This is a genomic window from Bacillus solitudinis (assembly GCF_002797395.1).
In the GTDB taxonomy this organism is placed as follows: Bacteria; Bacillota; Bacilli; order Bacillales; family Bacillaceae_D; genus Halalkalibacter_A; species Halalkalibacter_A solitudinis.
Genome location: NZ_KZ454943.1, coordinates 3,775,391 through 3,799,768 on the forward strand (window position 1 = coordinate 3,775,391; position 24,378 = coordinate 3,799,768).

17 protein-coding genes are annotated in these 24,378 nt (G+C 40.5%); 13 read left to right on the forward strand and 4 right to left on the reverse strand.

Annotation, left to right across the window (positions count from 1 at the left end; all coding sequences use genetic code 11):
* The first annotated feature begins 226 nt into the window (after positions 1–226).
* From CEF19_RS18550 to CEF19_RS18570, 5 genes are read left to right on the forward strand one after another with little or no spacing between them, the layout of a single operon-like run.
* Entirely contained in the window at positions 227–2,377 is a 2,151-nt protein-coding gene (locus CEF19_RS18550) for a (Fe-S)-binding protein (protein WP_406565368.1), read from the forward strand.
* A 23-nt stretch (positions 2,378–2,400) separates the two neighbouring features.
* Complete coding sequence (locus CEF19_RS18555) at positions 2,401–4,797, forward strand: 3-hydroxyacyl-CoA dehydrogenase/enoyl-CoA hydratase family protein (RefSeq protein ID WP_100407443.1); 2,397 nt, start codon at positions 2,401–2,403, stop codon at positions 4,795–4,797.
* 24 nt (positions 4,798–4,821) lie between these two features.
* A complete protein-coding gene (locus tag CEF19_RS18560) occupies positions 4,822–6,000 on the forward strand; it encodes an acetyl-CoA C-acyltransferase (RefSeq protein WP_100407444.1) in 1,179 nt (392 codons plus the stop codon).
* A 30-nt stretch (positions 6,001–6,030) separates the two neighbouring features.
* Positions 6,031–7,803: an acyl-CoA dehydrogenase family protein gene (locus CEF19_RS18565; protein ID WP_100407445.1), complete on the forward strand. Its 1,773-nt coding sequence runs from the start codon at positions 6,031–6,033 to the stop codon at positions 7,801–7,803.
* A 34-nt stretch (positions 7,804–7,837) separates the two neighbouring features.
* The gene (locus tag CEF19_RS18570; protein WP_198510319.1) at positions 7,838–9,529 is read left to right on the forward strand and encodes a long-chain-fatty-acid--CoA ligase; all 1,692 of its coding nucleotides are present in this window, start codon (positions 7,838–7,840) and stop codon (positions 9,527–9,529) included.
* A 217-nt stretch (positions 9,530–9,746) separates the two neighbouring features.
* Here the strand turns inward: CEF19_RS18570 and CEF19_RS18575 are convergent, their stop codons facing one another.
* Positions 9,747–10,397: a DsbA family oxidoreductase gene (locus tag CEF19_RS18575; protein WP_227522111.1), complete on the reverse strand. Its 651-nt coding sequence runs from the start codon at positions 10,395–10,397 to the stop codon at positions 9,747–9,749.
* A gap of 496 nt (positions 10,398–10,893) precedes the next feature.
* On the opposite strand from CEF19_RS18575, the gene CEF19_RS24435 reads away from it, so the two are divergent.
* Together CEF19_RS24435 and CEF19_RS18580 are read left to right on the forward strand one after the other, a co-directional pair.
* The gene (locus tag CEF19_RS24435; RefSeq protein WP_264755138.1) at positions 10,894–11,022 is read left to right on the forward strand and encodes a hypothetical protein; all 129 of its coding nucleotides are present in this window, start codon (positions 10,894–10,896) and stop codon (positions 11,020–11,022) included.
* Between the two features lie 460 nt (positions 11,023–11,482).
* A complete protein-coding gene (locus CEF19_RS18580) occupies positions 11,483–13,315 on the forward strand; it encodes a UbiD family decarboxylase (protein ID WP_100407448.1) in 1,833 nt (610 codons plus the stop codon).
* Positions 13,316–13,555: 240 nt separating this feature from the next.
* Here the strand turns inward: CEF19_RS18580 and CEF19_RS18585 are convergent, their stop codons facing one another.
* Both CEF19_RS18585 and CEF19_RS18590 read right to left on the reverse strand, forming a co-directional pair.
* A complete protein-coding gene (locus CEF19_RS18585; protein ID WP_227522029.1) occupies positions 13,556–14,662 on the reverse strand; it encodes an alanine/ornithine racemase family PLP-dependent enzyme in 1,107 nt (368 codons plus the stop codon).
* Positions 14,659–15,741: an N-acetyltransferase DgcN family protein gene (locus CEF19_RS18590; protein ID WP_100407449.1), complete on the reverse strand. Its 1,083-nt coding sequence runs from the start codon at positions 15,739–15,741 to the stop codon at positions 14,659–14,661. Before CEF19_RS18590 ends, CEF19_RS18585 begins: the two co-directional genes overlap by 4 nt.
* A gap of 382 nt (positions 15,742–16,123) precedes the next feature.
* On the opposite strand from CEF19_RS18590, the gene CEF19_RS18595 reads away from it, so the two are divergent.
* Positions 16,124–17,281 carry a helix-hairpin-helix domain-containing protein gene (locus tag CEF19_RS18595; RefSeq protein ID WP_100407450.1) on the forward strand — a complete coding sequence of 386 codons (1,158 nt, stop codon included), beginning with the start codon at positions 16,124–16,126 and terminating at the stop codon, positions 17,279–17,281.
* Between the two features lie 11 nt (positions 17,282–17,292).
* A complete protein-coding gene (locus CEF19_RS18600; protein WP_100407451.1) occupies positions 17,293–17,538 on the forward strand; it encodes a DUF3006 domain-containing protein in 246 nt (81 codons plus the stop codon).
* 73 nt (positions 17,539–17,611) lie between these two features.
* On the opposite strand, the gene ybaK is transcribed toward CEF19_RS18600, so the two are convergent.
* Positions 17,612–18,094 carry a Cys-tRNA(Pro) deacylase gene (gene ybaK / locus CEF19_RS18605; RefSeq protein WP_100407452.1) on the reverse strand — a complete coding sequence of 161 codons (483 nt, stop codon included), beginning with the start codon at positions 18,092–18,094 and terminating at the stop codon, positions 17,612–17,614.
* 167 nt (positions 18,095–18,261) lie between these two features.
* Here ybaK and CEF19_RS18610 point away from each other — a divergent pair, with 167 nt between their 5' ends.
* The 4 genes from CEF19_RS18610 (at position 18,262) to CEF19_RS18625 (ending at position 24,319) form a co-directional block, all read left to right on the forward strand.
* On the forward strand, positions 18,262–19,677 hold the full coding sequence (locus tag CEF19_RS18610) for a Na+/H+ antiporter NhaC family protein (protein ID WP_100407453.1): 1,416 nt from the start codon (positions 18,262–18,264) through the stop codon (positions 19,675–19,677).
* Between the two features lie 418 nt (positions 19,678–20,095).
* Positions 20,096–21,151, forward strand: coding sequence for an LLM class flavin-dependent oxidoreductase (locus CEF19_RS18615; RefSeq protein ID WP_100407454.1), 1,056 nt, complete (start codon positions 20,096–20,098; stop codon positions 21,149–21,151).
* Between the two features lie 388 nt (positions 21,152–21,539).
* Complete coding sequence (locus CEF19_RS18620; RefSeq protein ID WP_100407455.1) at positions 21,540–22,670, forward strand: NADH-dependent flavin oxidoreductase; 1,131 nt, start codon at positions 21,540–21,542, stop codon at positions 22,668–22,670.
* Positions 22,671–22,858: 188 nt separating this feature from the next.
* The gene (locus CEF19_RS18625; protein ID WP_100407456.1) at positions 22,859–24,319 is read left to right on the forward strand and encodes an aldehyde dehydrogenase family protein; all 1,461 of its coding nucleotides are present in this window, start codon (positions 22,859–22,861) and stop codon (positions 24,317–24,319) included.
* Positions 24,320–24,378 lie beyond the last annotated feature (59 nt).

Sequence of the window (24,378 nt, forward strand, 5' to 3'; positions counted from 1 at the left end):
TTCCCATTCTCCTTTCAATACTAGAAATGAGTGGTCTTTTCTTTTACTGTAGGACATATTGTTATATTTATGAAAACACTTACACTTTAATGTATATTTATTTCGCATACTCTTTCTAAAATAGAAAGTGGAATATCTTCCTTGCTCTTTAAATATATTTTATTGATATCATCGACAATTTTGTTCTGTAAACCAATGCAATCCAGAGATGAAAGGGCTGATTTTTGTGGCTGGGCAATGGGTTCAATGTTTAGCATTTATAATTGTAAGCGCTTACAGCTTGTATTTATTTCTAAAGGTTGTGTATCATCGCTATTTATATATCAAGCTTGGAAATCAGGTGGAACTACAATTAAACGACCGCTTTAGGACGTTTATCTCCCAAGTGTTTGGTCAGAAAAAATTATTAAAGGACCGAAAAAGTGGGATGATGCACGTCGTTATTTTTTACGGCTTTATCATTCTCCAATTTGGAGCGTTAGATATTATCGTGAAAGGGCTTGGAGCAAAAGGTCTTCCGATTCCGGGCTATCAAGTGTTCGGTCTCTTACAGGAGATTACGGTCTTACTCATTTTAGTAGCAATAGGTTATGCGGCATATCGGCGTTATGGTGAGAAATTACCTCGACTAAAACGAGGTAAAAAGCCTAGTATTGTAATCTATTTCATTTTTTCTTTAATGCTTTCAGTTTTATTGACACTTGGATTTGAACAAGCGATGCATATAGCTAAATTTTCATGGTACGCTCCGCTTTCCTCTGTGATTGCCACTATGTTTGCATGGATGGATCAAGTCACGGCAGCCATTTTCTTTTATGTTTTCTGGTGGGCGCATCTGTTGATTTTACTAGCGTTTCTCGTTTATGTTCCACAATCAAAGCATTTTCATCTCATCACCGCGCCAATTAATATACTACTAAAACGAACCGAACCGGTAGGTAGACTGAGAAAGTTAGACCTAGAGGACGAGAACGCAGAAACCTATGGCGTTGGCAAGATTGAGGATTTCACGCAGAAACAAATGCTAGATTTCTATGCTTGCGTGGAATGTGGGCGCTGCACCAATGTCTGTCCAGCTTCAAATACAGGCAAGGTTTTATCGCCGATGCATCTTATTGTTAAGCTCCGTGACCATCTGACCGACAAAGGCGCAGCGATAACCTCCAAATCACCCTGGGTTCCTGAATTTGCATTTAATACAAGTGGTGTCCACAACGTCCAGCCGTTAAATGGTGATATAGACTCAGTTAACTGGGAATCTAGTCTGATTACTACCATTGAACCAACCATGTCCCTTCAGAACAAGATGTGGTCGACTGGCGATAAAAAGGTGAATGATCTGTTTCTTATTGGTGATGTGATAACAGAAGAGGAGATTTGGGCGTGCACGACTTGTCGTAACTGTGAGGAACAATGTCCAGTAGGTAATGAACATGTTGATAAAATCATTGACCTGCGTAGACACTTGCTTTTAATGGAGGGGAATGTCTCTCATGAAGCTCAGCGTGCGATGCAGAACATTGAGCGACAAAGCAACCCATGGGGACTAAATCGAAAAGACCGAGCTAAGTGGACAGAGGATATCAGTGGTATTGCCGTACCGACTGTAATGGATTGTCCTGACTTTGAGATTCTATATTTTGTGGGCTCAATGGGATCGTATGACAACCGTAGTCTAAAAGTTTCCCGAGCGTTTGTGAGATTAATGAAGGAGGCGGGAGTAAACTTTGCGATTCTTGGTAATGAGGAAAAAAACTCAGGTGACACACCTCGAAGAATGGGCAATGAACTCTTATTCCAACAATTATGCTTGGAGAATATTGAAACGTTCCGAAAATACAACATCAAAAAAATCGTCACAGCTTGTCCGCATACCTATAACACGTTAAAAAATGAATACCCGGATTTCGGTTTAGAAGGGGTCGAAGTCTACCATCACACTGAAATGCTTGATCAACTTTTAAAAGAAGGTCGTTTAAAGCCAACTAAGGAAGTGAATGAACGCATTACGTATCATGATTCTTGTTATCTAGGACGCTATAACAACATATATGAACAGCCGCGGGATATTCTTCGTTCGATTAAAGGTGTGAAATTGGTTGAGATGGAGCGGAACCGTGATAATGGTATGTGCTGTGGGGCGGGAGGTGGAATGATGTGGATGGAAGAATCAACAGGAAAGCGAGTCAATCTCGCTCGAACGGAACAGGCTCTTCAAGTGAACCCGACCGTCATTAGCAGTGCATGCCCATTTTGCCTCACCATGCTTGAAGATGGAACAAAACTAACAGAAACGGATGAACAGGTGAAGGCGAAGGATATTGCAGAAATTCTTGAACAGGCTGTATTTGGTGATTCTAGCAAACCAACAGGGTGAATGAAAGAGGAGGGTTACATCGTATGGTTAGACAAATTCGCAGAGCAGCCGTTATCGGTTCGGGGGTTATGGGAGCAAGCATTGCGGCTCATCTTGCTAATGTGGGGATACCAGTTCTCTTACTCGATGTTGTACCGGATCAACTAACAGAAGAAGAAAAAAGAAAAGGCATATGTTTAGAAAGCATGGACTTTCGTAACCGTATAGCGATAGATGCAATAAAGAAGTTAACAAAAACCAAGCCAGCTCCACTTTATGATAATAAGCTGGCGCATCTGATTACACCTGGCAATATCGAGGACCACTTGAAACAAATCCAAGAGGTTGACTGGGTGATTGAAGCGGTGATAGAAAACTTACAAATTAAAAAACAGCTTTACAAGCGAATTGAAAAAGAATGGAGTAAAGGAATGATTGTTAGCTCCAATACATCAGGAATTTCGATAAACGCGATGGTCGAAGATTGTAATGATGAGTTTAAAACATTTTTTCTCGGGACCCATTTTTTCAATCCACCAAGGTACATGAAACTCTTAGAAATTATTCCAGGTCAGCAAACGCTACCGGAAATGGTGAAATTCATGAGTCGATTTTGTGAGAAAAGACTTGGCAAAGGTGTGGTGATTGCGAAAGATACCGCGAACTTTATCGCCAACCGCATTGGGACATATGGTCTTTTCATCACCTTTAACGAGATGCTTGAGAAAGGTTATACAGTCGAAGAAATTGACGCGGTTACTGGGCCGGCGATGGGACGCCCTAAAAGTGCGACATTTCGAATGGTCGATTTAATTGGTCTTGATACGCTTGCACATGTCGCAAGCAATATGTACGAGAACATCTCAGAGCAATCGGAAAAATTAGTTTTTGAGGTACCGAAATTTCTGAAGATTATGGTAGCAAAAGGATGGATTGGCGAGAAGGCGGGTCAAGGGTTTTATAAAAAAGTCAAACATGCAAATAGCAAGGAAATTCATTCTCTAAACCTAGAGACGATGGATTACGGCCCTCGAAAGAAAGTAATTGGGGCTTCTTTAGAGACAGCAAACATCGCAAAAGGAACGAAGGCGAAGTTGGCGGCCCTTCTTAATGGGAATGACCATTACTCGTTAATGGCCTGGAATACGTTGGCGAAAGTACTTCTTTATTCAGCAGAGAAGCTGGGTGAAATTGCCGATTCGATTATAGAGATTGATAATGCAATGAAATGGGGATTTAATTGGGAGCTCGGTCCGTTTGAAACATGGGACGCGATTGGATTAACCCAGTCAGTTCGACGAATGGAAGCAGAAGGGATGACTGTTCCGAAATGGGTCAAGGACTGGCTAGCGGCGGGAAATGACTCGTTCTACATGAAAGAGGGAGGGCGACATTTTTACACTTCGAACGGTGCCTATAAACAGCAGGAGTCAAAGCCTGAAGAAATATCCCTAAAAACGTTGAAGGAGCAAAAGAAGCTTATCATATCCAATAGTGGTGCAAGTTTGATTGACCTTGGCGAAGGGATTGCTTGTCTTGAGTTCCATTCACCTAATAATGCGATTGGCGCGGATATTCTAATGATGATTGAACAAAGCATGGAGGAGGTACGTCAAAATTTTGAAGGTCTTGTAATCGCCAATCAAGGGAGAAATTTCTGTGTTGGTGCGAATTTAATGTTGTTGCTGATGGAAGCGCAGGACGAGGAATGGGATGAAGTTGATCATATCATCCGCTTGTTTCAGAACACGATGTACAACTTAAAACAGTTTGAAAAACCAGTCATTGCAGCTCCGCATCGGATGACATTAGGCGGAGGTGTGGAAGTTTGTCTACCTGCAGACCAGGTTGTCGCCTCTGCTGAAACATACTATGGTTTGGTCGAAGTTGGTGTTGGGTTAATCCCAGCTGGTGGAGGGTGTAAGGAATTAATTTATCGACTCAGCCAAACTGTGACTCATGCCGACGCGGATTTACAACCGTATGTAAACAGCTTCTTTGAAACGATCGCGATGGCGAAAGTATCGACAAGTGCCCACGATGCCAAAAAGCTTGGATACCTCCGAGACATGGATAGGATTGTCTGCAATCAGGACCATCTTCTTCATGAAGCTAAGCAAGCAGCACTACAGTTGGTCCAATTGGGGTATAGGCCGACACGGGAAAATAAAATGCGTGTCGTAGGAAGTGAAGGAAAGGCGATTTTACAGCTCTTTGCGTACCAAATGAAACTAGGCGGATATATTAGTGACCATGATCAATTAATTGCAAATAAGCTTGCTCATGTGTTGGCTGGGGGGGATGTACCTGCTGGAACTCAAGTGAGTGAACAGTATATGTTGGATCTTGAACGTGAAGCATTTTTGAGCTTATGCGGAGAGCCGAAAACGCAGCAGCGGATGCAGTACATGTTGAGCAAAGGAAAACCTTTACGTAATTAATTGTAGACAGGAGAGGTGATTCCAATGAGAGAAGCAGTGATTGTATCGATTGCACGTACACCGGCAGGAAAGGCAAAGAAAGGAGCTCTCTCCCAAACACGTGCTGAAGATTTAGGGAAAACAGTGTTGAATGCTGTTATCGAGCGCGCTCCAGGACTAAAGAAAGAAGAAGTGGAAGATATCATCATTGGTTGTGCGATGCCAGAAGGTGAGCAGGGGTTAAATGTAGCAAGAATTATTTCCCTCTACGCTGGGTTTCCGGTGACAACACCAGCGATTACGATTAATCGTTTTTGTGCCTCAGGCTTACAATCGATTGCCTTTGCTGCAGAGCGTGTAATGCTCGGTCATGCAGATGTCGTTATCGCTGGAGGAGTAGAGAGTATGAGCCATGTTCCGATGACGGGCTTCAGGTTATCCCCACATCCAAAAATTGCCGAAGAAATGCCTGAAATCTATATGGGAATGGGTTATACGGCGGAAGAAGTAGCCAGTCGTTATGGCGTCTCAAGAAAAGATCAGGACCTCTTTGCGGCATCGAGCCATTCCAAAGCAGCTGCCGCTATTCAATCGGGGAAGTTTAAGGATGAAATCGTTCCTGTTCATACCTCTCTTAAAGGTGTTAACGAGAACAATCAGCGATTGGAGGAACAAATAGTTTTCGAAACAGATGAAGGGGTGCGTGCTGAAACGACGGTTGAGGTACTGTCAGGACTTAAACCAGCATTCAAGCTTAGTGGGTCGGTGACTGCTGGTAATTCTTCTCAAATGAGTGATGGTGCTGCAGCATGTGTGGTCATGAGCAAAGCGAAGGCCGAGGAACTTGGTCTTAAACCACTCGCTACATTCCATTCATTTGCTCTTGCTGGAGTGGAACCTGAAATTATGGGGGTGGGACCGGTCAAGGCGATCCCAAAAGCTCTTCAAATCGCAGGGATTACTCAGGAAGATATTGAGATTTTTGAAATCAACGAAGCGTTTGCATCGCAATGTCTCCAAATTATTCGAGAACTAAACATTGAGGAGAAGAAAATAAACGTGAACGGGGGTGCGATTGCGCTCGGTCACCCCCTAGGATGTACAGGAACAAAACTAACCTCTACTTTACTTTATGAGCTGAAGCGACGCGGAGGGGGGTATGGGGTTGTTTCTATGTGCATTGGTGGTGGGATGGGGGCAGCTGGGGTATTTCAAGTCCATTGAAGGTAAACAGATGTAAGGGGGAGAGGTTTCATGGCTGAAAAATTAGTTGGTGGAAGCTTTATTATCGAAGACGTTGATTTTCGATCCATTGTGACTCCTGAAGATTTTTCAGAAGAGCAGCGAATGATTGCCGATACGACAAAGGATTTCATCGAAGGAGAGGTTCTTCCTCATGATGAAGAGCTCGAGAAATTAGATTATGACCTTACTGTACAGCTCCTTCAAAAAGCGGGCGAATTGGGTCTCCTAAGTGCCGACGTACCCGAACCATACGACGGTCTTGGACTTGATAAAGTAAGCTCGACCTTAATTAGTGAACGGTTGTCTAAGGCTTCATCTTTTGCACTTTCCCTAGGTGCACACGTCGGAATCGGCACACTGCCGATCGTTTATTTTGGAACAACAGAGCAGAAGAAAAACTATCTACCTGATTTAGCAAGCGGTCGTAAAATCGCGGCTTATTGCTTAACAGAACCTTCATCAGGATCAGATGCCCTTGGTGCAAAAGCGACGGCGATCTTGTCAGATGACGGAACACACTATGTTTTAAATGGAACAAAGCAGTTTATTACAAATGCAGGATTTGCAGATATTTTCATTGTTTATGCGAAAGTAAACGGAAAGGACTTCAGCACGTTCATCATTGAGAGAACGATGGAAGGCGTAAGTATAGGACCGGAAGAACAAAAAATGGGAATTAAGGGTTCCTCCACTTGTCCACTGATATTAGAAGACGTGAAGGTTCCTGCTCTGAACCTTTTATGGGAGGTGGGGAAGGGGCATCTTATTGCTTTTAACATTTTGAACATTGGTCGCTTTAAGCTTGCGGCAGGCTGTCTCGGTGCATCAAAAGATACACTAGAATTGGCGGCCAAATACGCGAATGAGAGAAATCAGTTTAATAAACCAATTGCATCATTCAATCTTATCCGAAAAAAATTAGCAGAAATGAACCTGAAAACGTACGCTCTTGAAAGTATGGTTTATCGCACAGCTGGGTTAATGGATGCTAGTATGAATGGTATTGATTTTAGTAGTTCAGATGCGGGGATGGCATCGGCTAAGGCGATTGCTGAGTATGCGATTGAGTGTTCGATTAATAAAGTAGTTGGTTCGGAAACGTTGGATGTACTCGCAGACGAAGGAGTTCAAATTCACGGTGGCTACGGATTTATTCAAGAGTATAAAATTGAACGCATTTATCGGGATTCCCGAATTAATCGAATTTTTGAAGGAACGAATGAGATTAATCGTTTGCTGATTCCAGGCACACTTATCAAAAGGGCAATGAAGGGTGAGCTTCCTCTCATGCAAAAGGCACAGTCGCTACAATCTGAACTTCTCAACTTTGTACCAAAGCGAACATTTGCAGGAGTGTTAGGGCAAGAACAACATCTATTGGCTATGGCAAAAAAAATATTTCTTATGATAGGCGGTCTAGCCGTCCAAACATATCAACTTAAACTGGAGCAAGAACAAGAAATTTTAAGTCATCTCGCTGATATGATGATTCATGTATTTACAATAGAAAGCGCTTACCTGAGAACGAAAAAGTTGATGGATAAACAAGGTGAAGAAAAAACTAGTCATGCGATCGCCATGACACAGGTTATTGTTCATGATTCATTCGATACCATAGAATCTTTAGCTAAGGAAGCGCTGACTGCCATGGGATCAGGAGATATGCTTAGGACCCAGTTATCTATTCTGAAGAAGCTATCACGGAGAACTCCAGTTAATACGATTGAACTGAAAAGGAAAATCGCAGAACGTGTCGTTGCCTCAGAGAAGTACGTTGTTTAACAAATGAATATCTAGCCACAAGGGAGTGTTGGATATGTCCGAAAAAGTTTGGTTAGATAATTACCCTAAACAGGTTTTACCAACTTACGAGTATCCTAAACAAAATTTGGCTCAATTCATGTTAGACTCAGCAGCAAAGTATCCAGAAAAAACGGCATTATTTTTCTATGGAAGAAAGATGAAGTACAAAGAACTGGTAAACGAGACATATCGATTTGCAAATGTCCTAAAAGAATTAGGGATTAAGAAAGGTGATCGGGTAGCAATCATGCTTCCAAATTGCCCTCAAGCGGTCATCACTTACTACGGGGCATTATTAATTGGCGCCATTGTCGTTCAAACCAACCCAACTTATATGGAAAGAGAACTAGAGTACCAACTTAACGATTCAGGGACGAAGCTACTTATCGCGCTAGACCTCCTGTTTCGGCGTGTGAAGAAAGTGATACCGAAGACGAAAGTAAAGCATACGATTTTCACCTCAGTTAAGGACTACTTACCTTTTCCGAAAAACGTTCTCTACCCGTTTAAAGTAAAAAAAGAAGGTTTATCGATGAATGTTACGTATGCTAACAATGTGTATTCGTTTAAAGACCTTCTGGCGAGCGCCTCGGATTTGCCGAGTAATGTTTATATTGATGCAGAGAAAGATTTAGCACTACTACAATACACGGGAGGAACAACAGGAGTTTCAAAAGGCGTCATGCTTTCCCACTATAATCTCGTTGCTAATACGCTGCAAACGAGAGCCTGGTGTTATCAATGCGAGGAAAGTAAGGAGCGCTACCTTGCTGGACTACCATTTTTTCATGTGTTTGGCATGACCGTTCTCATGAACCTTGCTATGCGACTAGGTGGTATGCTTATACTCCTCCCGAAATTTGATGTGGATGTCACCTTGAAGCTAATCGACAAACTTAAACCAACCATTTTCCCTGGAGCACCAACGATGTATATTTCGTTAATCAACCATAAAAATATCAAAAAATATAATTTATCTTCAATTAATGTCTGTATAAGTGGAGCCGCTCCGCTACCAGGTGAGGTTCAAGAAAGGTTTGAAAAGATAACAGGTGGAAGGCTCATTGAAGGCTATGGTCTGACCGAAGCATCTCCAGTAACCCATGCCAATAACCTCTGGGAAAAAAGAAAGCTTGGATCAATTGGGATTCCCTTCCCTGATACGATTGCCAAGGTTATTGATCCAGAAACAGGAGAAGAAGTCGTACATGGTGAAATTGGAGAGCTAATTGTTCAGGGTCCACAAGTGATGCGAGGATACTGGAATCAGCCAAGAGAAACAGAATACACATTGAAGGATGGCTGGCTGTACACGGGTGATATGGCAACAATGGATAATGAGGGGTTTTTCTACATTATCGATCGAAAAAAGGATTTAATAATTGCTGGTGGGTTTAATATTTATCCTCGTGAAATCGAAGAGGTCTTATTTGAACATCCTGCCGTGATGGACGCAGTTGTAGCAGGGGTTCCGGATGATTACCGGGGAGAAACAGTGAAAGCATACATTGTTCTAAAAGAAGGAACGACAACCGACGAAGAACAGCTTGAGGCGTTTTGTCGAGAAAAGCTGGCTGCTTACAAGGTGCCGCGAAAGTATGAATTCCGCCCAAGCCTACCAAAAACCTTAATAGGGAAAACCTTACGCCGATTGTTGGTAGAAGAAGAAAAGAACAAATCAGCAAATAATGAGAAACCAGAATAGAAAAAGAGAGCACTGAAAAAGGTTATTTTTTCCTTTTTCGGTGCTCTCTTAAGTAATGAGTGAAGACGTCGCTTTGTTTTAAGCCCACTATGAGCGGGTTTCTCATAGTGGGCGCGCGACGATCGGAGCCATTGCAATTTTTGAGAATCAGGAAAAAGCTTGTTTTTTCCTTTTTCAGTGCTCTCTTAAGCTTTAAAGCGAGGATTTTTTAATATCATTATTTTTCAGGAGTGTCGCAGCCGTTGTCATCACAAACCGTACCGCTGTTCTCATCTGCATGTAGACCATCTTGTTCAATAATTTGTTGCAAGGTTTGCACGAACACTTCGGTTGGTTGAGCGCCAGTAATCGAGTATTTTCCATTCACAAGGAAAAAAGGAATGCTTTGAATGCCGTATTCCTTTGCTTTTTGTTCGTCTCCACGAACCTTGTCACTCATTTCGTTACTTGCGAGCATTTCGGCTACTTCTTCTCGCTGTAAGCCAACTTCCTCAGCTAAATCGGTCAATGTTGCATGGTCACCGATATGCTTGGACTCCGTGTAATAAGCCCGTAAGATGCGGTCCGTCATTTCGTGCATGAGTCCTTTGTCTTTTGCGAACATTGTTAAACGATGCGCATCAAACGTGTTGGTTAAAATTAGCTGATCTAATTGGAAGTCTAAGCCGACCTCTCGTGCCATCTGTACCATGTTTTGGCAGTTTGCTTTCGCTTGTTCTAAGCTCATTCTATATTTAGCAGCCAACATTTCGTACATATTCTGCTTTATATCTCGCTCGCTCGTAGGGTCTAATTCGAAACAGCGATAAGTCACTTTAACAGCATGATCCATCTTCTGAAGAGCGTCTTCCAGACGCTTTTTGCCAATATAGCAAAATGGTCAAGCAAAATCAGTCCACATTTCAATTTCTAACATAATGGTATCCCTCCGTTTTCATTTTACAACATTAGTATATCTATTATGGTCTTATTTGACCACTAAGTTGCAATCTATGTTATTCTTCATCGACGTGTAGGGTTTCTAAGTAAAATAAGAATTCACATGATTTAATAAAAGGGGGTTGATATTAAAAGGATTTCTTAGTGAAATGCACCCTTCAGTCCCTTCCTTGTCCATGATATACTATACGCTAGCCTCCCTTAATCAGAGAATAATGCTGCATGAAGTAATGATATCTTGTGTAGAGCTTACACTAAATTACTAGAGACAACTATATTTGGAGATAGGAAGACGAAACTTGGAATATTGAAAATGATGGAGCTTGCATGTATAATGAAATGAGTATAAGAATTCGTTAAACCGTTGGTGCGGTAACACCAACGGTCAAAACTAATAGAATGCCCTTTTAAGGGGGCAGCATAAGATGATGAATAATCCACCTAGCCTGCAAAGCTCAAGGGTGGATTATTTTTTGTTTCTACCCGACAGTAACGAAATGACAAATGTACCGAAAAGTAGCATCAATGTTAATGCTTCGAATACCGTCACTTAGCATCACCCCCTTTCTAATAGGGATGTGCTGCCACCCTTAAGATGCCTTATTCTATTATATAGATAGTATACCATAAAATAAGTATAAAAGAGAACTGATGTTCGTATTTTGTTAGAATTGAGTGAACTATTCGTACTTTATCTAGGTAAACTAAAATGAAGATGTGGCTACCACTAAATGTCCAAAAAAATAGAACCATATTACAAGAGTTGCTACATGTAAAGCATATTAGCATTTTCTGTTGTCCTGAACGTTTTGAAAATCTCTTTAATAATACTAGACTTTTGTCAAACATATTAATTGTACTAATTTGTATAAGTTTATTTTAGGCTAAGCCAATGATTTTTGTTAAAGTAGTACTATACACATGAAAAAAGAAATATTCGATATGAGGTAGAAACAAGGATTCATCGATGTAAAATGATGGAACATTAGATATTGAAATAGGAGCCAGAAAATTATGTATCAGAATTTGGAACAATGTATTCTTGATTTAGAAAAAAATGGTCAATTGATTCGTATCCATGAAGAGGTAGATCCTGATCTTGAGATGGCAGCGCTTCATATGAAGGTCCACGCAGCAGGTGGCCCTGCATTATTATTTGAAAATGTAAAAGGGTCGAACTTTCGTGCCATTTCAAATTTATTCGGCACCATTGAGAGAAGTAAATTTATTTTTCGTCAGACATGGGAGTTGACACAGAACGTGGTTGCTTTGCGGAATGACCCAATGAGTGCGTTAAAGCATCCGTTTCAACATCTTAGAACGGGCTTAGCAGCTTCGAAGGCATTACCTTCAAAAAGGTCTAGTCATTCACATAATTTGCAAGAAATACAAATCACGGATCTTCCTCTTATTAAGCACTGGCCTGATGATGGGGGAGCGTTCGTAACCTTGCCTCAAGTGTATAGTGAGGATCCGGATAAGCCTGGAATGATGAATGCCAATTTAGGGATGTACCGGGTACAACTTTCTGGAAATGATTATGAATTGAATAAGGAAATTGGATTGCATTATCAAATCCATCGCGGGATCGGTGTCCATCAAGCGAAATCTTCAAAACGAGGGACACCATTAAAAGTAAGTATTTTTATCGGCGGACCGCCCGCACACACCTTAGCAGCAGTGATGCCATTACCTGAGGGTCTAAGTGAACTAACGTTTGCTGGATTACTTTCGGGACGACGTTTTCGCTATAGTTATGAAGAGGGTTATTGCATTAGCCATGACGCTGATTTTGTCATTACTGGTGAAATCCACCCAGAGGAAACCAAGCCAGAGGGACCATTTGGCGATCATTTGGGCTATTATAGTCTCACGCATCCATTTCCACTAATGAGAGTCCATAAAGTTTATGCCAAGCCAAATGCGATCTGGCCGTTCACCGTTGTTGGTCGTCCTCCTCAGGAAGATACAGCTTTTGGGGATTTGATTCATGAGCTAACAGGTGACGCCATCAAACAAGAAATCCCAGGGGTCAAAGAAGTGCATGCTGTTGATGCAGCTGGGGTCCATCCGTTACTATTTGCGATCGGTAGTGAACGTTATACACCTTATCAAAAAGTGAAACAACCGGCCGAATTGCTTACGATTGCGAATCGTATTTTAGGAACAGGCCAGGTTAGTTTGGCGAAATACCTATTTATCACAGCAGAAGACTCGCTGCCTTTAGATACGCATAAAGAAGTGGAGTTTCTTTCATATATACTTGAACGTATTGATCTTCAGCGTGACATTCACTTTCAAACGAATACGACGATAGATACACTAGATTATTCAGGAACAGGGTTAAATACAGGCAGCAAAGTTGTGATTGCTGCGTATGGAGACAAAAAAAGAGACTTATGTAATGACGTCCCAGAAAATCTGAAGTATTTACTGGGATTTGAAAATCCTCGTTTCGTAATGCCGGGTGTTGTTGCAATTGAAGGTTCTGCGTTTTCCACATATGAGCAGGCGCAAAAAGAGCTATTGCAATTTAATGAAGCGATAAAGTCGAAGGGCACGATACCAACGTGTCCAATGATTATCCTTTGTGATGACAGTGAATTCGTAAGTAAGACAATTAGCAACTTTCTTTGGGTTACCTTTACGCGCAGCAATCCTTCTCATGATATCTATGGGGTGAATGGTTATTATGAAAACAAGCACTGGGCATGCGATAATTTAATTATTGATGCACGCACCAAGCCACATCACGCCCCGCCATTAATCGCCGATCCCCAGGTGGAGATGAATATTGAACGTTTTTTTACAAAAGGGGGAAGTTTAGAAGGAAGCGTAGATAAATAAAAAATATCCTGAATATGTCTTGAAATCACACTTAGCATAAGTGTGATTTTTTTTTACATTTCTTTCGGAAAAGGCAAACCTTAGCAGAATTGTTAAAGATGGTTGTGATAATAAAAAAGACCCTCAGCATGTACTTTTTGAGGGTCTTGGCTATTCTTTTCTAGGGAAGCTCTAGCAAGAACTGTGTCACTCTAAACAACCTGCTTGAAATTACAAACATTAACAAGATTTAGACGTGAACTAGAACTGAATTTGGGATTGTTCGTTCGCTGATAAAGTATGAATATATTTCTTTAATACATTAGGAGAAGACATGACGGAAAGAACGGCTCCATAATTAAGTGAAAATGCAACTTCATCTCCTACTTGTAGGTTGACCTTCTTTGCATCAAGAACTGTATGATCACTGCTTGAACCAAGGATTTCCATATCGAGTTTAGGCGTAAGACCTGAAACAAGCACATCCTGAAACCCCACTTTCAATATACCTCTTCTAATATTTCCACGTTCTTTAAAATGGGGTGTTTGGCCAAGTGAATTCTGAGTAATTTCTCCGTAGGGCACTGAAGGCTTGATTTTTGATTCGATGACCTCAGAAATAAAACTAAATGCATCTGTAAATAACCCTGGTATGGCTATTCGATTAAGAGTTTCCCGTCCTAAAAGTATCGACTCTCCTAATCTTAAATTATTAACTTGGCCAGTATTTTTCGTAGTCAGGAACCAATTATAATTAGCTGAATTGCCACCAGAAATATAGGGAAGGGATAATGAAAATCTCTTTTCCATTGCAATAGCTAGCTCAGATAGTAGCTTCATATTTTCTTCGTCTGGCTTAATTCCGCCAAAACAAGCAAAGTTTGCACCAATGCCAACGATTTTAACTCCAGGTAAGTGCAGAACCTCTTGGATAAATTCGACAATATTAGCGGGCATAATTCCTTCTCTTAAATCGCCCATTTCAATCATTAGAATGATTTTATGCACAGAGTTATTTGACGTAGCGACATCTGAAAGGCTTTTGATGACTGTTAACTCGGTATTAAGACTAATATCAGCATAGCTAAAAACTAATTCAATCTCACTTAACGCTGGCGTCCGAACCAGAACAAATTCGGCCTTAATTCCTGCTTCATGCATTTTTTTGAGGTTAGTTATATTCGAGTCTCCGAGGAGGTGAATTCCATTATTTACGAACTCTCTTGCCACCTCGGGACTTCCACAAACACCTTTTGTAATCCCCATAATTTGAATCCCTTTGGAGCCGAATAATTTGGAGAGGATTTTGGCATTATGAGCAATTTTCGCAAGATTGATTTCAATTCTAGGAGCAATGGATGGGATCAAGTTAAAACGACTTTTGTCTTATTCAATGATGGAAAGGTTTCATAGATATTGGTTACAAGCTTGTCACATCCGTGTTTGAGGACATCGGTGGTAGGAAGTTTGAGTTGGTGTTCGTAAGCTGTAATCACATCAGCAACCTCATCATTTGACATGTTTTCATGGTTGATGGTAATTGCGATTACTTTTGCATTCGAAAAATTTTCGATGAGGTCAATTTCACTTTGGATTGATGGCATTTTCATAAAACTAAAGTCACCTAAGTGTTTTCGTTTTGGTGGATGTTGTACAATGACTGCTCCAGGTCTTGCTCCTCGTATAATTCCACATGAACTTATATAGGCTGGATGACTTAACGCTCCTTGGCCCTCTACAATAATGATGTCAGGTTTTTCATTTTCATAGGCTTTCATGATTTCGTTTTCAATTTCTCCGGTCATGAATTGCGATGGGATGGCGTCGATAGCTACGCCATATTTTGCTCCTTGAATTAATCCGGTTTGCCCTGTTGCGACAAAAGCTACTTTAAGACCCTTTTCTAGTAAAGCGGTTTCAAGTATAACAGAAGTGGTCCGTTTACCTACTGCGCTGTCTGTTCCTAAAACAGCTATAATTGGTGTTTTAATGTTTAAAACACGTCCAGAAAAAAGATGCATATCCTTTTTTAAAGGGGGCTTTCTAACATCTTTGATTGTGACTCCATATTGTTCTGAGTATTTTATAAACTCTTCATCGTCAGTTAAAAATTCATGAAGAGGATTGACGATATGCATTCCTTGTTTCATCGCATTTATGATGATATTTCTTTCATCTGCCTTTAAAAATGCTTCTGAGGGAGCGATACCATAAATGAATTGGTCGGGTATGTGATCCAAGCTTTCTAAAGCATGATCAAAGCTTGAAAATAACGGAATTCCATTTTTCTCACCTTCAAGCACTTCACCAGTATCCATGCCAGCCTTTGTGCTGTCAATAACCCCAACAATTCGATAGTTCCTTGAACTTCTAACCAATCCGTTTGCTGTCTTTCCGTCCATTGTTCCAAAATGATTCTCGCAATAAATGAGTGCTGTTTTTTTCATAACACTTTCCTTCCATAATCCTTGATTTTTAGAACCACAGATAATATAAACATAACAAAAAACACCTATATCTTTATTGTGGAACGTAAACAGTCTGACAAAGACCAGACGCCAAATAAATGTAAGGTGTTTTAGAGAATATACAATTTATTCTGTAATCTATTATTAGTATAACACAGTTACAAATTAGGATTTTATTTATAAAGGTAAGATAAGTGTAAAATGGTAAAGGATTAACAGATTCGAACGGTATTTTGGCGCACGTGGCAAGAGGAGACGCCACCTTCCTCATGCAACTATGCTACAATATTAGAATGATTTAATTTGTAAGTGAACTATAATCAGTAATTAGGCATAGATTAATGAGATTGGAAGTGTCAACATGATGAACAGAATAATAAATAAAAAGTGTATCTTAATGGTTTTTCTTGTGGCTTTATCATTACTTGTCGGGGGATGTGGAGCTACAACAGATAGTCTTTCTCCGAGTGAAAAAACCTCTACTGAAGATAAGCTAGCAAAAGACCCGATAATAGAAACGGGAGGCTTAGAAATTCACCACCTTAATGTTGACCAAGCGGATTCGACACTTATTATTACCCCAAATGGTAAATCGATGCTTATTGATGCAGGAGAACGTTCTAGTGGCGAAAAAGTGGTTCAATACTTAAAACAGATTGGAATTTCTTCAATTGACAAATTAGTCATTACTCACGCCCATGAAGATCACCTAGGAGGGGCGGTAGCTGTTATGAATAACTTTGCTGTTGGTGAGGTTCTTGACAGTGGCATTCCGCATACAAGTGAAACGTATATCGATTACCTTTCTTATATTGATGAACATGATATTGACTTTGTTGTACCACGTGCAGGTGACATGATTAATTTAGATTCTGAGCTAGATATAGTCGTTGTTAATAGTGGGCAAGAGGGTGACGACCTGAATAATGCTTCGATCTCCTTGCATATTACGTATAATGACTTTACTTATTTAACAACTGGTGATGCAGAAGAAGCTGCAGAAAAACGTATGGTTAATCATTTCAATATAAAGTCAGACGTCCTAAAAGTAGGTCATCATGGCTCAGCAACTAGTTCCGAGAGCTTCTTTTTAGAAGAGGTAAACCCTTCTGTGGCAATCATTAGTTATGGTGAAGGAAATAGTTATGGCCACCCACATGTTGAAGTATTGGAACGTTTAACAACTGTTGGTACAAACCGTGTCTATCATACTATAAGAGGTCCAATTGTCGTAAAGTCAGATGGACTTCAATTTGAGGTAACGGGGGAGGCGTATACGGCTGAACCGAGTGCATCTATAGATGAGAAACCAAATACTACTAATGAGAACTTAATTAATATTAACACAGCAGATTACGAAACCTTGCAAATCATTACTGGGGTTGGTGATGTCATTGCACAGAGAATCATTGATTATCGAAACGTGCATGGAGCTTTCAAATCAATTGAAGAGATCAAAAAGGTTAGTGGAATTGGGGATGCTACATATCAAAAGATGAGCGATGAGATAACAATTTAGGAGGAATTTATTTGAAAAAATACACAGTAGATCGAATCGTTGATAACAATATAGTAGTCCTCCTTCTAGGGGGAAATGAAGCCATTACGAGAAAGGTACCCCTTGAACAATTACCTAAAGTAGGAGAAGGAGACATCATCGAAGCATCCTTTAATGAAGATGGAACTGTGCGTGAAATGAAGAGATTAACAAAGGAAACGTCCGAGGCGCGCAGTAAAGCAGCCTCATTACTTGAGAAGTTAAAAAATAAACAATAACTAAGAGGGCCCTGAAATAGGAAAAGCACCCCTTTTCAGTGTCCTCAAAATTACTCAGGTTTTGTAAAGTTACTTAATTAAAATCTTTTGATAAATTAACAAAGTGAGCCCTAGTTATTTCGGCTAAATTCTCTACCTTTAACTCAATTTGCATACCAATCATTCCTCCGCTGACAATCATCGTTTCTAAAAGCTTTGCGCGTTGATCGATAAAAGTCGGAAATAACTTTTTCATTCCAATTGGTGAACATCCTCCTCGTACATAACCAGTGACGCTCAAAATCTCCTTTACTGGAATCATATCGATTTTCTTTTCTCCGACCGCTTTTGCAGCTTTCTTCAAATCAAGTTCAGCCTCCACCGGGATAACAAATACATAATATTTACTTACTCCTTGTGAAACCAACGTTTTATAAACAATTTCCACATCTCTTCCGATTTTTTTTGCCACAGCTAGTCCGTCAATTTCGCCATCCTCTGCATGGTAAGAGATCATTTTGTATTCTACTTTTTCTTTTTCCAATAAACGCATTGCATTTGTTTTTGCCTTTTTCATGTTATTCTCCTTGTTCTCGTTCTTTCACGTAGTGATAGGTTTATCTTAATATAATTATGGTTTGTTTAAAATGCAAAGAAGTATATTATTCTAGCTCGGGTCACAAGATAAGTGAACAGAACTTTAAAAAAAGGCAAGTACTTAAAATCCAAGATAGGTGATTAGAAATGGAATCGAGCTGGCTTTCAATTCTCCCCTTTTTAGTAGTAATCCCTGTAGCCATTTATACAAAACAAGTGCTTCCAGGGCTTTTTCTCGGCTTGTTAGTTGGGGCTTATATTATGGAACCTACCATTATTGGCGGTGTCCAAGCCCTGTTTGTTTATGTGGTCCAAGCACTTATTGATCCGAATAATATTAAGATTATTGTCTTTTTGTATGCATTTTCCGGTCTAGTTGGCATGATAAAAATGACAGGCGGAATAAGAGGATTCGTTGAAAAGGCATCAGAAAAAATACATACGAGAAAGCAAGCGCTTCTTTTGACGTATGTTTCAACGATTGGAACCTTCAGTGCTCCTACGTTTCGGTTTGTTACGATTGCTCCAATTATGAGAGCGCTTCTTAAAAAAGTCAAAATGACAACGGAGGAGCTTGGGTTTGTGATTGAGACGACAGCCACGCCGGTTATTGTGTTAATTCCTGTTGCAACGGCATTCGTCGGCTACATGGTTTCGATTATTCAAATAGCCACACAAAATCAAGGAATTGAACTCGATCCTTATTCACTGTTTATTCAAAGCATCCCTTTTAATTTCTTTTCAATCGTGACGATTATTTTAGGGGTGTATTTAAGCTTTTTTCACAATGCCAAAACAAAATCACAAGCTCCGACTCAAATAGATGAGAAGACAGAAGAAGAGGAAGACGATTGGCATGATTGTCATCCATCTGTTGCAAAAGAGCTACCGATTAAACCGCTGAATCTTTTACTTCCATTAATTTTAGTAATTGGACTCACGTTATTTTTAACATGGTGGGATGGCCATGAACAAGGATATGGGTTTCTACTGGCCTTTATTAAAGCCGATGTACTCGATGCAATGGTCATAGCGTTACTGATAACGATTTTACTATCGATAGGCTATTATTTACTTCAACGATTTAAACTCGAAGAACTGGTTGCCGGGTTTATAGCAGGTGGAAATGAATTGATGTCCGTCATTCTGTTGTTATCTATTGTGTGGGGACTCTCTTCTATTACTGATGACTTAGGATTCTCAAGCTTTGTTACCGCGCATTCGACCTGGATTCCGCAGATGTTCATCGCGCCGCTCATTTTTGTATTCGGGGCCGCAGTTTCGTATTTTATCGGATCGGCATGGGGGACATGGGGCATATTAATGCCCTTGGGTGTATCACTGGCGGTGGTAGGTGATGTATCGCTGCCACTCATCATTGGAGCCGTTTTTGCAAGCGGTTCTTTCGGAGCTTTTGCCTCACCATTAAGTGATGATACAAATACAATCGCAAAAATATTAAATCTTTCCGTCATTGATTACGCTAAATATAAATTAAAACCAGCACTAATAGCTGCTGCTATTACGACGGTGCTGTATGTAGTTGTGACGTTTGTTTTTTAGTTTGGAATCCCAATATTTTAACGTGCAAAGGTTCAGGGGATATCTCTTGTTACTTTCATGCTAAAAGAAACAAGAAGCAATCGGCTATCTGGAAAAGTACTAATAAAATTGGAATTGATACTGGAGCCAGTCATGGTCACTTTCTTAGTTTGGCGGATTTAAGTAATCGCGTGCAGTACCGAGTGCAGGTTACTAGCGACGATAGTGAGCCGGAAGAAATGGTCTTTTGAAGGGCCTACAGTGCTTTTAAGCACTGTAGGCAGGAATCTTTATGAAAACAATTAAACGTGGTATGTTTTAAAAAAAAGCGTAACAATTTTAGAGTCTATTCAAAAAGGTTAGTTTCGCCTTTTTGAATAGACTCTATTAGTTAATGACTTTTTCTCAATTAAGCGAAAATATGATAGGAGGGCTTTTAGTGGAGATAGGTGTGAGCACGTTTGTAGAAACAACACCGGATGTTGAAACCGGTGAGGTGGTTAGCCATGCGAAGCGTATACGTGAAGTTGTCGAAGAAATTGTACTAGCAGATCAGGTTGGGTTGGATGTTTTTGGTGTGGGGGAACATCACCGCGAAGATTTTGCAGCATCTTCTCCTGCGGTTGTGCTCGCTGCTGCTGCATCGCAGACAAAAAGAATTCGACTAACAAGTGCAGTTACCGTACTTTCTTCTGCTGATCCTGTACGGGTGTTTCAGGATTTTGCTACACTCGATGCGATTTCGAACGGACGGGCAGAGATTATGGCGGGACGGGGTTCTTTTATCGAATCGTTTCCCTTATTTGGCTATGATTTGAATGATTATGATGAATTATTCAATGAAAAGCTCGATTTATTGTTGAAAATAAGAGAATCTGAGAAAGTAAATTGGAAAGGTGGGCATCGGCCGGCCATTAATAATCTCGGTGTTTATCCACGCCCGGTTCAGGACCCTTTACCTGTATGGATTGGCAGTGGTGGTAATTCAGAATCCGTTGTTCGCGCAGGTCTTCTTGGGCTACCACTTGTTCTAGCGATTATTGGTGGCAGTCCGCTACAGTTTGAACCGCTTGTACAGCTCTATAAAAAGGCCGTTGCTCACGCAGGCCATGATCTATCGAAGTTGCCGGTTGCGTCACATTCGCACGGTTTCATTGCGGAATCGACCCAAGTAGCAGCCGATAAATTCTTTCCTTCGACCCAGCAAGTTATGAATAAATTAGGACGAGAACGAGGGTGGGGGCACTATGACCGTTCAAGCTTCGACACCGCTCGCAGCTTTGACGGAGCATTGTATGTTGGTGATCCGAATACTGTTGCCGAGAAAATAATTCACCTTCGAAAAAATGTGGGAATCACACGTTTTATGCTTCACGTTCCAGTTGGATCGATGCCTCATGATGATGTAATGAAGGCGATAGAACTCTTAGGAACAGAGGTGGCACCTAAGGTTCGAGAGGAAATATCTAGATGGGAAAGTGAAGCTGCGGAATGATTTAGCATCTCATACAGTTATTCTTATTCGGAACTTGAACAGCTGTTTTGTAGGCAAGAACAAAAAAGGTTTTTTTGTTCAATGCCAAGAGAGTCTTAATGACCGTTGACAGACGCCATATGAGGCTTTCTATCCTTCGTGAGAGGTCTCCCCTAATTCTTTTAATTAATACCTTTCGTTTCCTTAATGGATACGGAAGCGATATAAGGAATGAGAGGCCACTTACAGAAGTTGAAAGTCCCCGTAGTGTAAGCAATAATACTTTTGAATACACACTTCCAAATACGCCTCTTTCGTACTTAAATGTTGAAGGAGCTATGCATTTCACATTATTGGGTACTATAATCAAGTACCTTATAAACTACAACTAATTGGGGTGGAATTATTCATGAATCAAAGCTACACGTCGCTCTTTGAGTCGATACAATTTAAATCAGGCCTTCAGTTAAAGAATCGCCTGGTTATGGCTCCAATGACAAACTTTGCTTCGCATCCAGATGGAACCGTTTCAGATGTGGAGATTGATTACTACGTTCGGCGAACAAAAGGAGTCGGGATGGCGGTTACTGCTTGCGCTTATGTAACGGCCAACGGGAAAGGATTTGAAGGAGAATTTGGAGCGGATCACGATGAGATGATTCCAAGCTTACGCCGCTTAGCAGAGGCAATGAAAGAACAAGGAGCGAAAGCTGTAATCCAAATTTTTCATGGTGGACGGATGTGTCCTCCTGAATTGGTTCCAAATGGAGAAACGGTAAGTGCTAGCGCCGTTGCTTCTGAGGAGGGAAAAGTCACACCGCGAGCATTAGATGAAGGAGAAGTCGAAGCCATGATTCATGCATTTGGCGAGACGACTCGTCGGGCCATAGAAGCTGGATTTGATGGTGTCGAGATTCACGGTGCGAATGGCTACTTAATTCAGCAGTTCTTTTCACCACATTCAAACCGACGTGAGGATCGATTTGGAGGAAGTGTTGAAAAGCGAATGGCATTCCCGCTTGCTATTGTCGATGAAGTGAAAAAGGTCGTAAAAGAATATGCAAAACAGCCGTTTATAGTGGGATATCGCTTTTCACCAGAGGAAGAAGAAACACCAGGAATTACGATGGCAGATACTCTTGATTTAGTCGATGCCCTTTCAGATAAAGAACTGGACTATCTGCATGTGTCGTTAATGGATTTTTGGTCTAATCCTAGACGCGGGGTGGATACTTCTAAATCACGCATGGAACTTCTTTTAGAAAAAATCAATAATAGAGTGCCGTTGATAGGTGTTGGTTCGCTCCACACACCTGAAGATGCAAAAAACGCTATCAAAACAGGTGTTCCAATGATAGCCCTAGGTAGAGAACTTATTATGGAACCTGATTGGGTTGAGAAAATAGAAAAAGGACAAGAAGCAGAAATTGCGACTACGATATCAAAAGAGGACCAAGCGAAACTTGTTGTCCCTGACCCACTTTGGCAGGCGATAATGAATACTCCCGGATGGTTCCCTGTTGTTGAACATACCAAGTAGAGTATTAACCCGTAGACGAAAAATTTCCGAATGTTTTCTTTCATGAATTTCAGTCCTTGACCTCTAGTGCTTTGACACACTTGAGGTAAGGGCTTTTTAGCATATCTCCTTTCTGTTAAACAAATAATAGAAGAATAAATGCCTAAACTCTTCACATACTAAAAAAATATGACAGAAGGAGTGCATTCATGGAACGTTATGAAGAATTAAACAAAAGTTTTATTAATGGTGAATGGACAGAGGGGTTAAGTAGTCGAAATTATGACAACTTAAATCCATATGATAATTCTTTTATTAATACAATCCGTTTAGTAACAGCAAAACAACTTGAACAAACCTACGAAATTGCAAAGGATGCGCAGAAGAAATGGGCAAAGTCATCAGCTCCTGTACGGAAAGAAGTCCTTCGTAAAGCAGCAGAATACTTAAAGAATAACCGCGATGAAATGATAAAAGTTATTTCTCGTGAAACGGGTGGAAGTATCTTAAAGGCAAATGTTGAAGTTGACCTAACGATCGGCCTAGTAGAAGAAGCGATTAAAATGGTAGACAAATTAGATGAAGTTAGGGAAATTGAATCGGACATAGAAGGAAAGATTAATCGGATTCATCGTCTCCCATTAGGAGTGATAACTTCGATTTCTCCATTTAATTTTCCAATGAATTTATCAATGAGAACGATAGCACCAGCTATTGCCTTAGGTAATAGTGTCGTACATAAACCTGATATTCAAACTGCCTTAACCGGGGGCTCAATGATTGCCAAAGCATTTGAACAAGCTGGTCTCCAAAAGGGTGTATTTAACTGTATATTAACCGATTTGGAGGAAATCGGAGATGCGATGCTAACAACTCCCCATTCGCAATTAATTAGTTTTACAGGTTCAACGCCAGTCGGAAAGCATATTGGAATGATTGCGGGTAGTCTGTTAAAACGTGTAGCACTTGAACTTGGTGGGAATAATCCGTTTATTGTTTTAGCTGATGCCAATGTGGATCGGGCAATTGATGCCGCAATCTTCGGCAAGTTTATCCACCAAGGTCAGATTTGCATGATTATTAATCGAATAATTGTTCACAAAAACCACTACGATGAATTTATTAAGAAGTTTACGGAAAGAGTAAAGTCTCTGCCATATGGTGATCCAATGGAGCCTACAACAGTGATTGGACCACTTATAAACGAAATCCAGGTTGAAAAGGCATTAAGTTTAATTGAGGATGCAAAAAAAGATGGAGCAAAAATTGTATTAGAAGGAAAGAGAGAAGGCAATGTTTTATCACCAACTATTTTTGTGGATGTTGATAATAAAAGCAAACTTGCTCAAACAGAGTTGTTTTCACCAATTGCCACAATTATTAAAGCGGAATCAGATGACCACGCAATCGAAATGGCTAATGACACAGAGTTCGGTTTAAGTTCTTCTATATTCACAGAAGATTTAAGTGAAGGGGAGCAACTAGGCCTAAAGATTGAAAGTGGCATGACGCACCTTAACGACCAAACAGTAAATGATAGTCCAACGATTCCGTTTGGTGGAAGCAAATCAAGTGGGATGGGGAGATTTGGAAATCCCTGGGTCGTAGAAGAATTTACAATTACTAAATGGATTTCAATTCAAAAAGGGTACCGCAAATTTCCGTTTTGATCATCTAAATACTAATGGGTTTTACTAGGGCTGTTTAGCCCTTTTTGCGTATTAGAGTT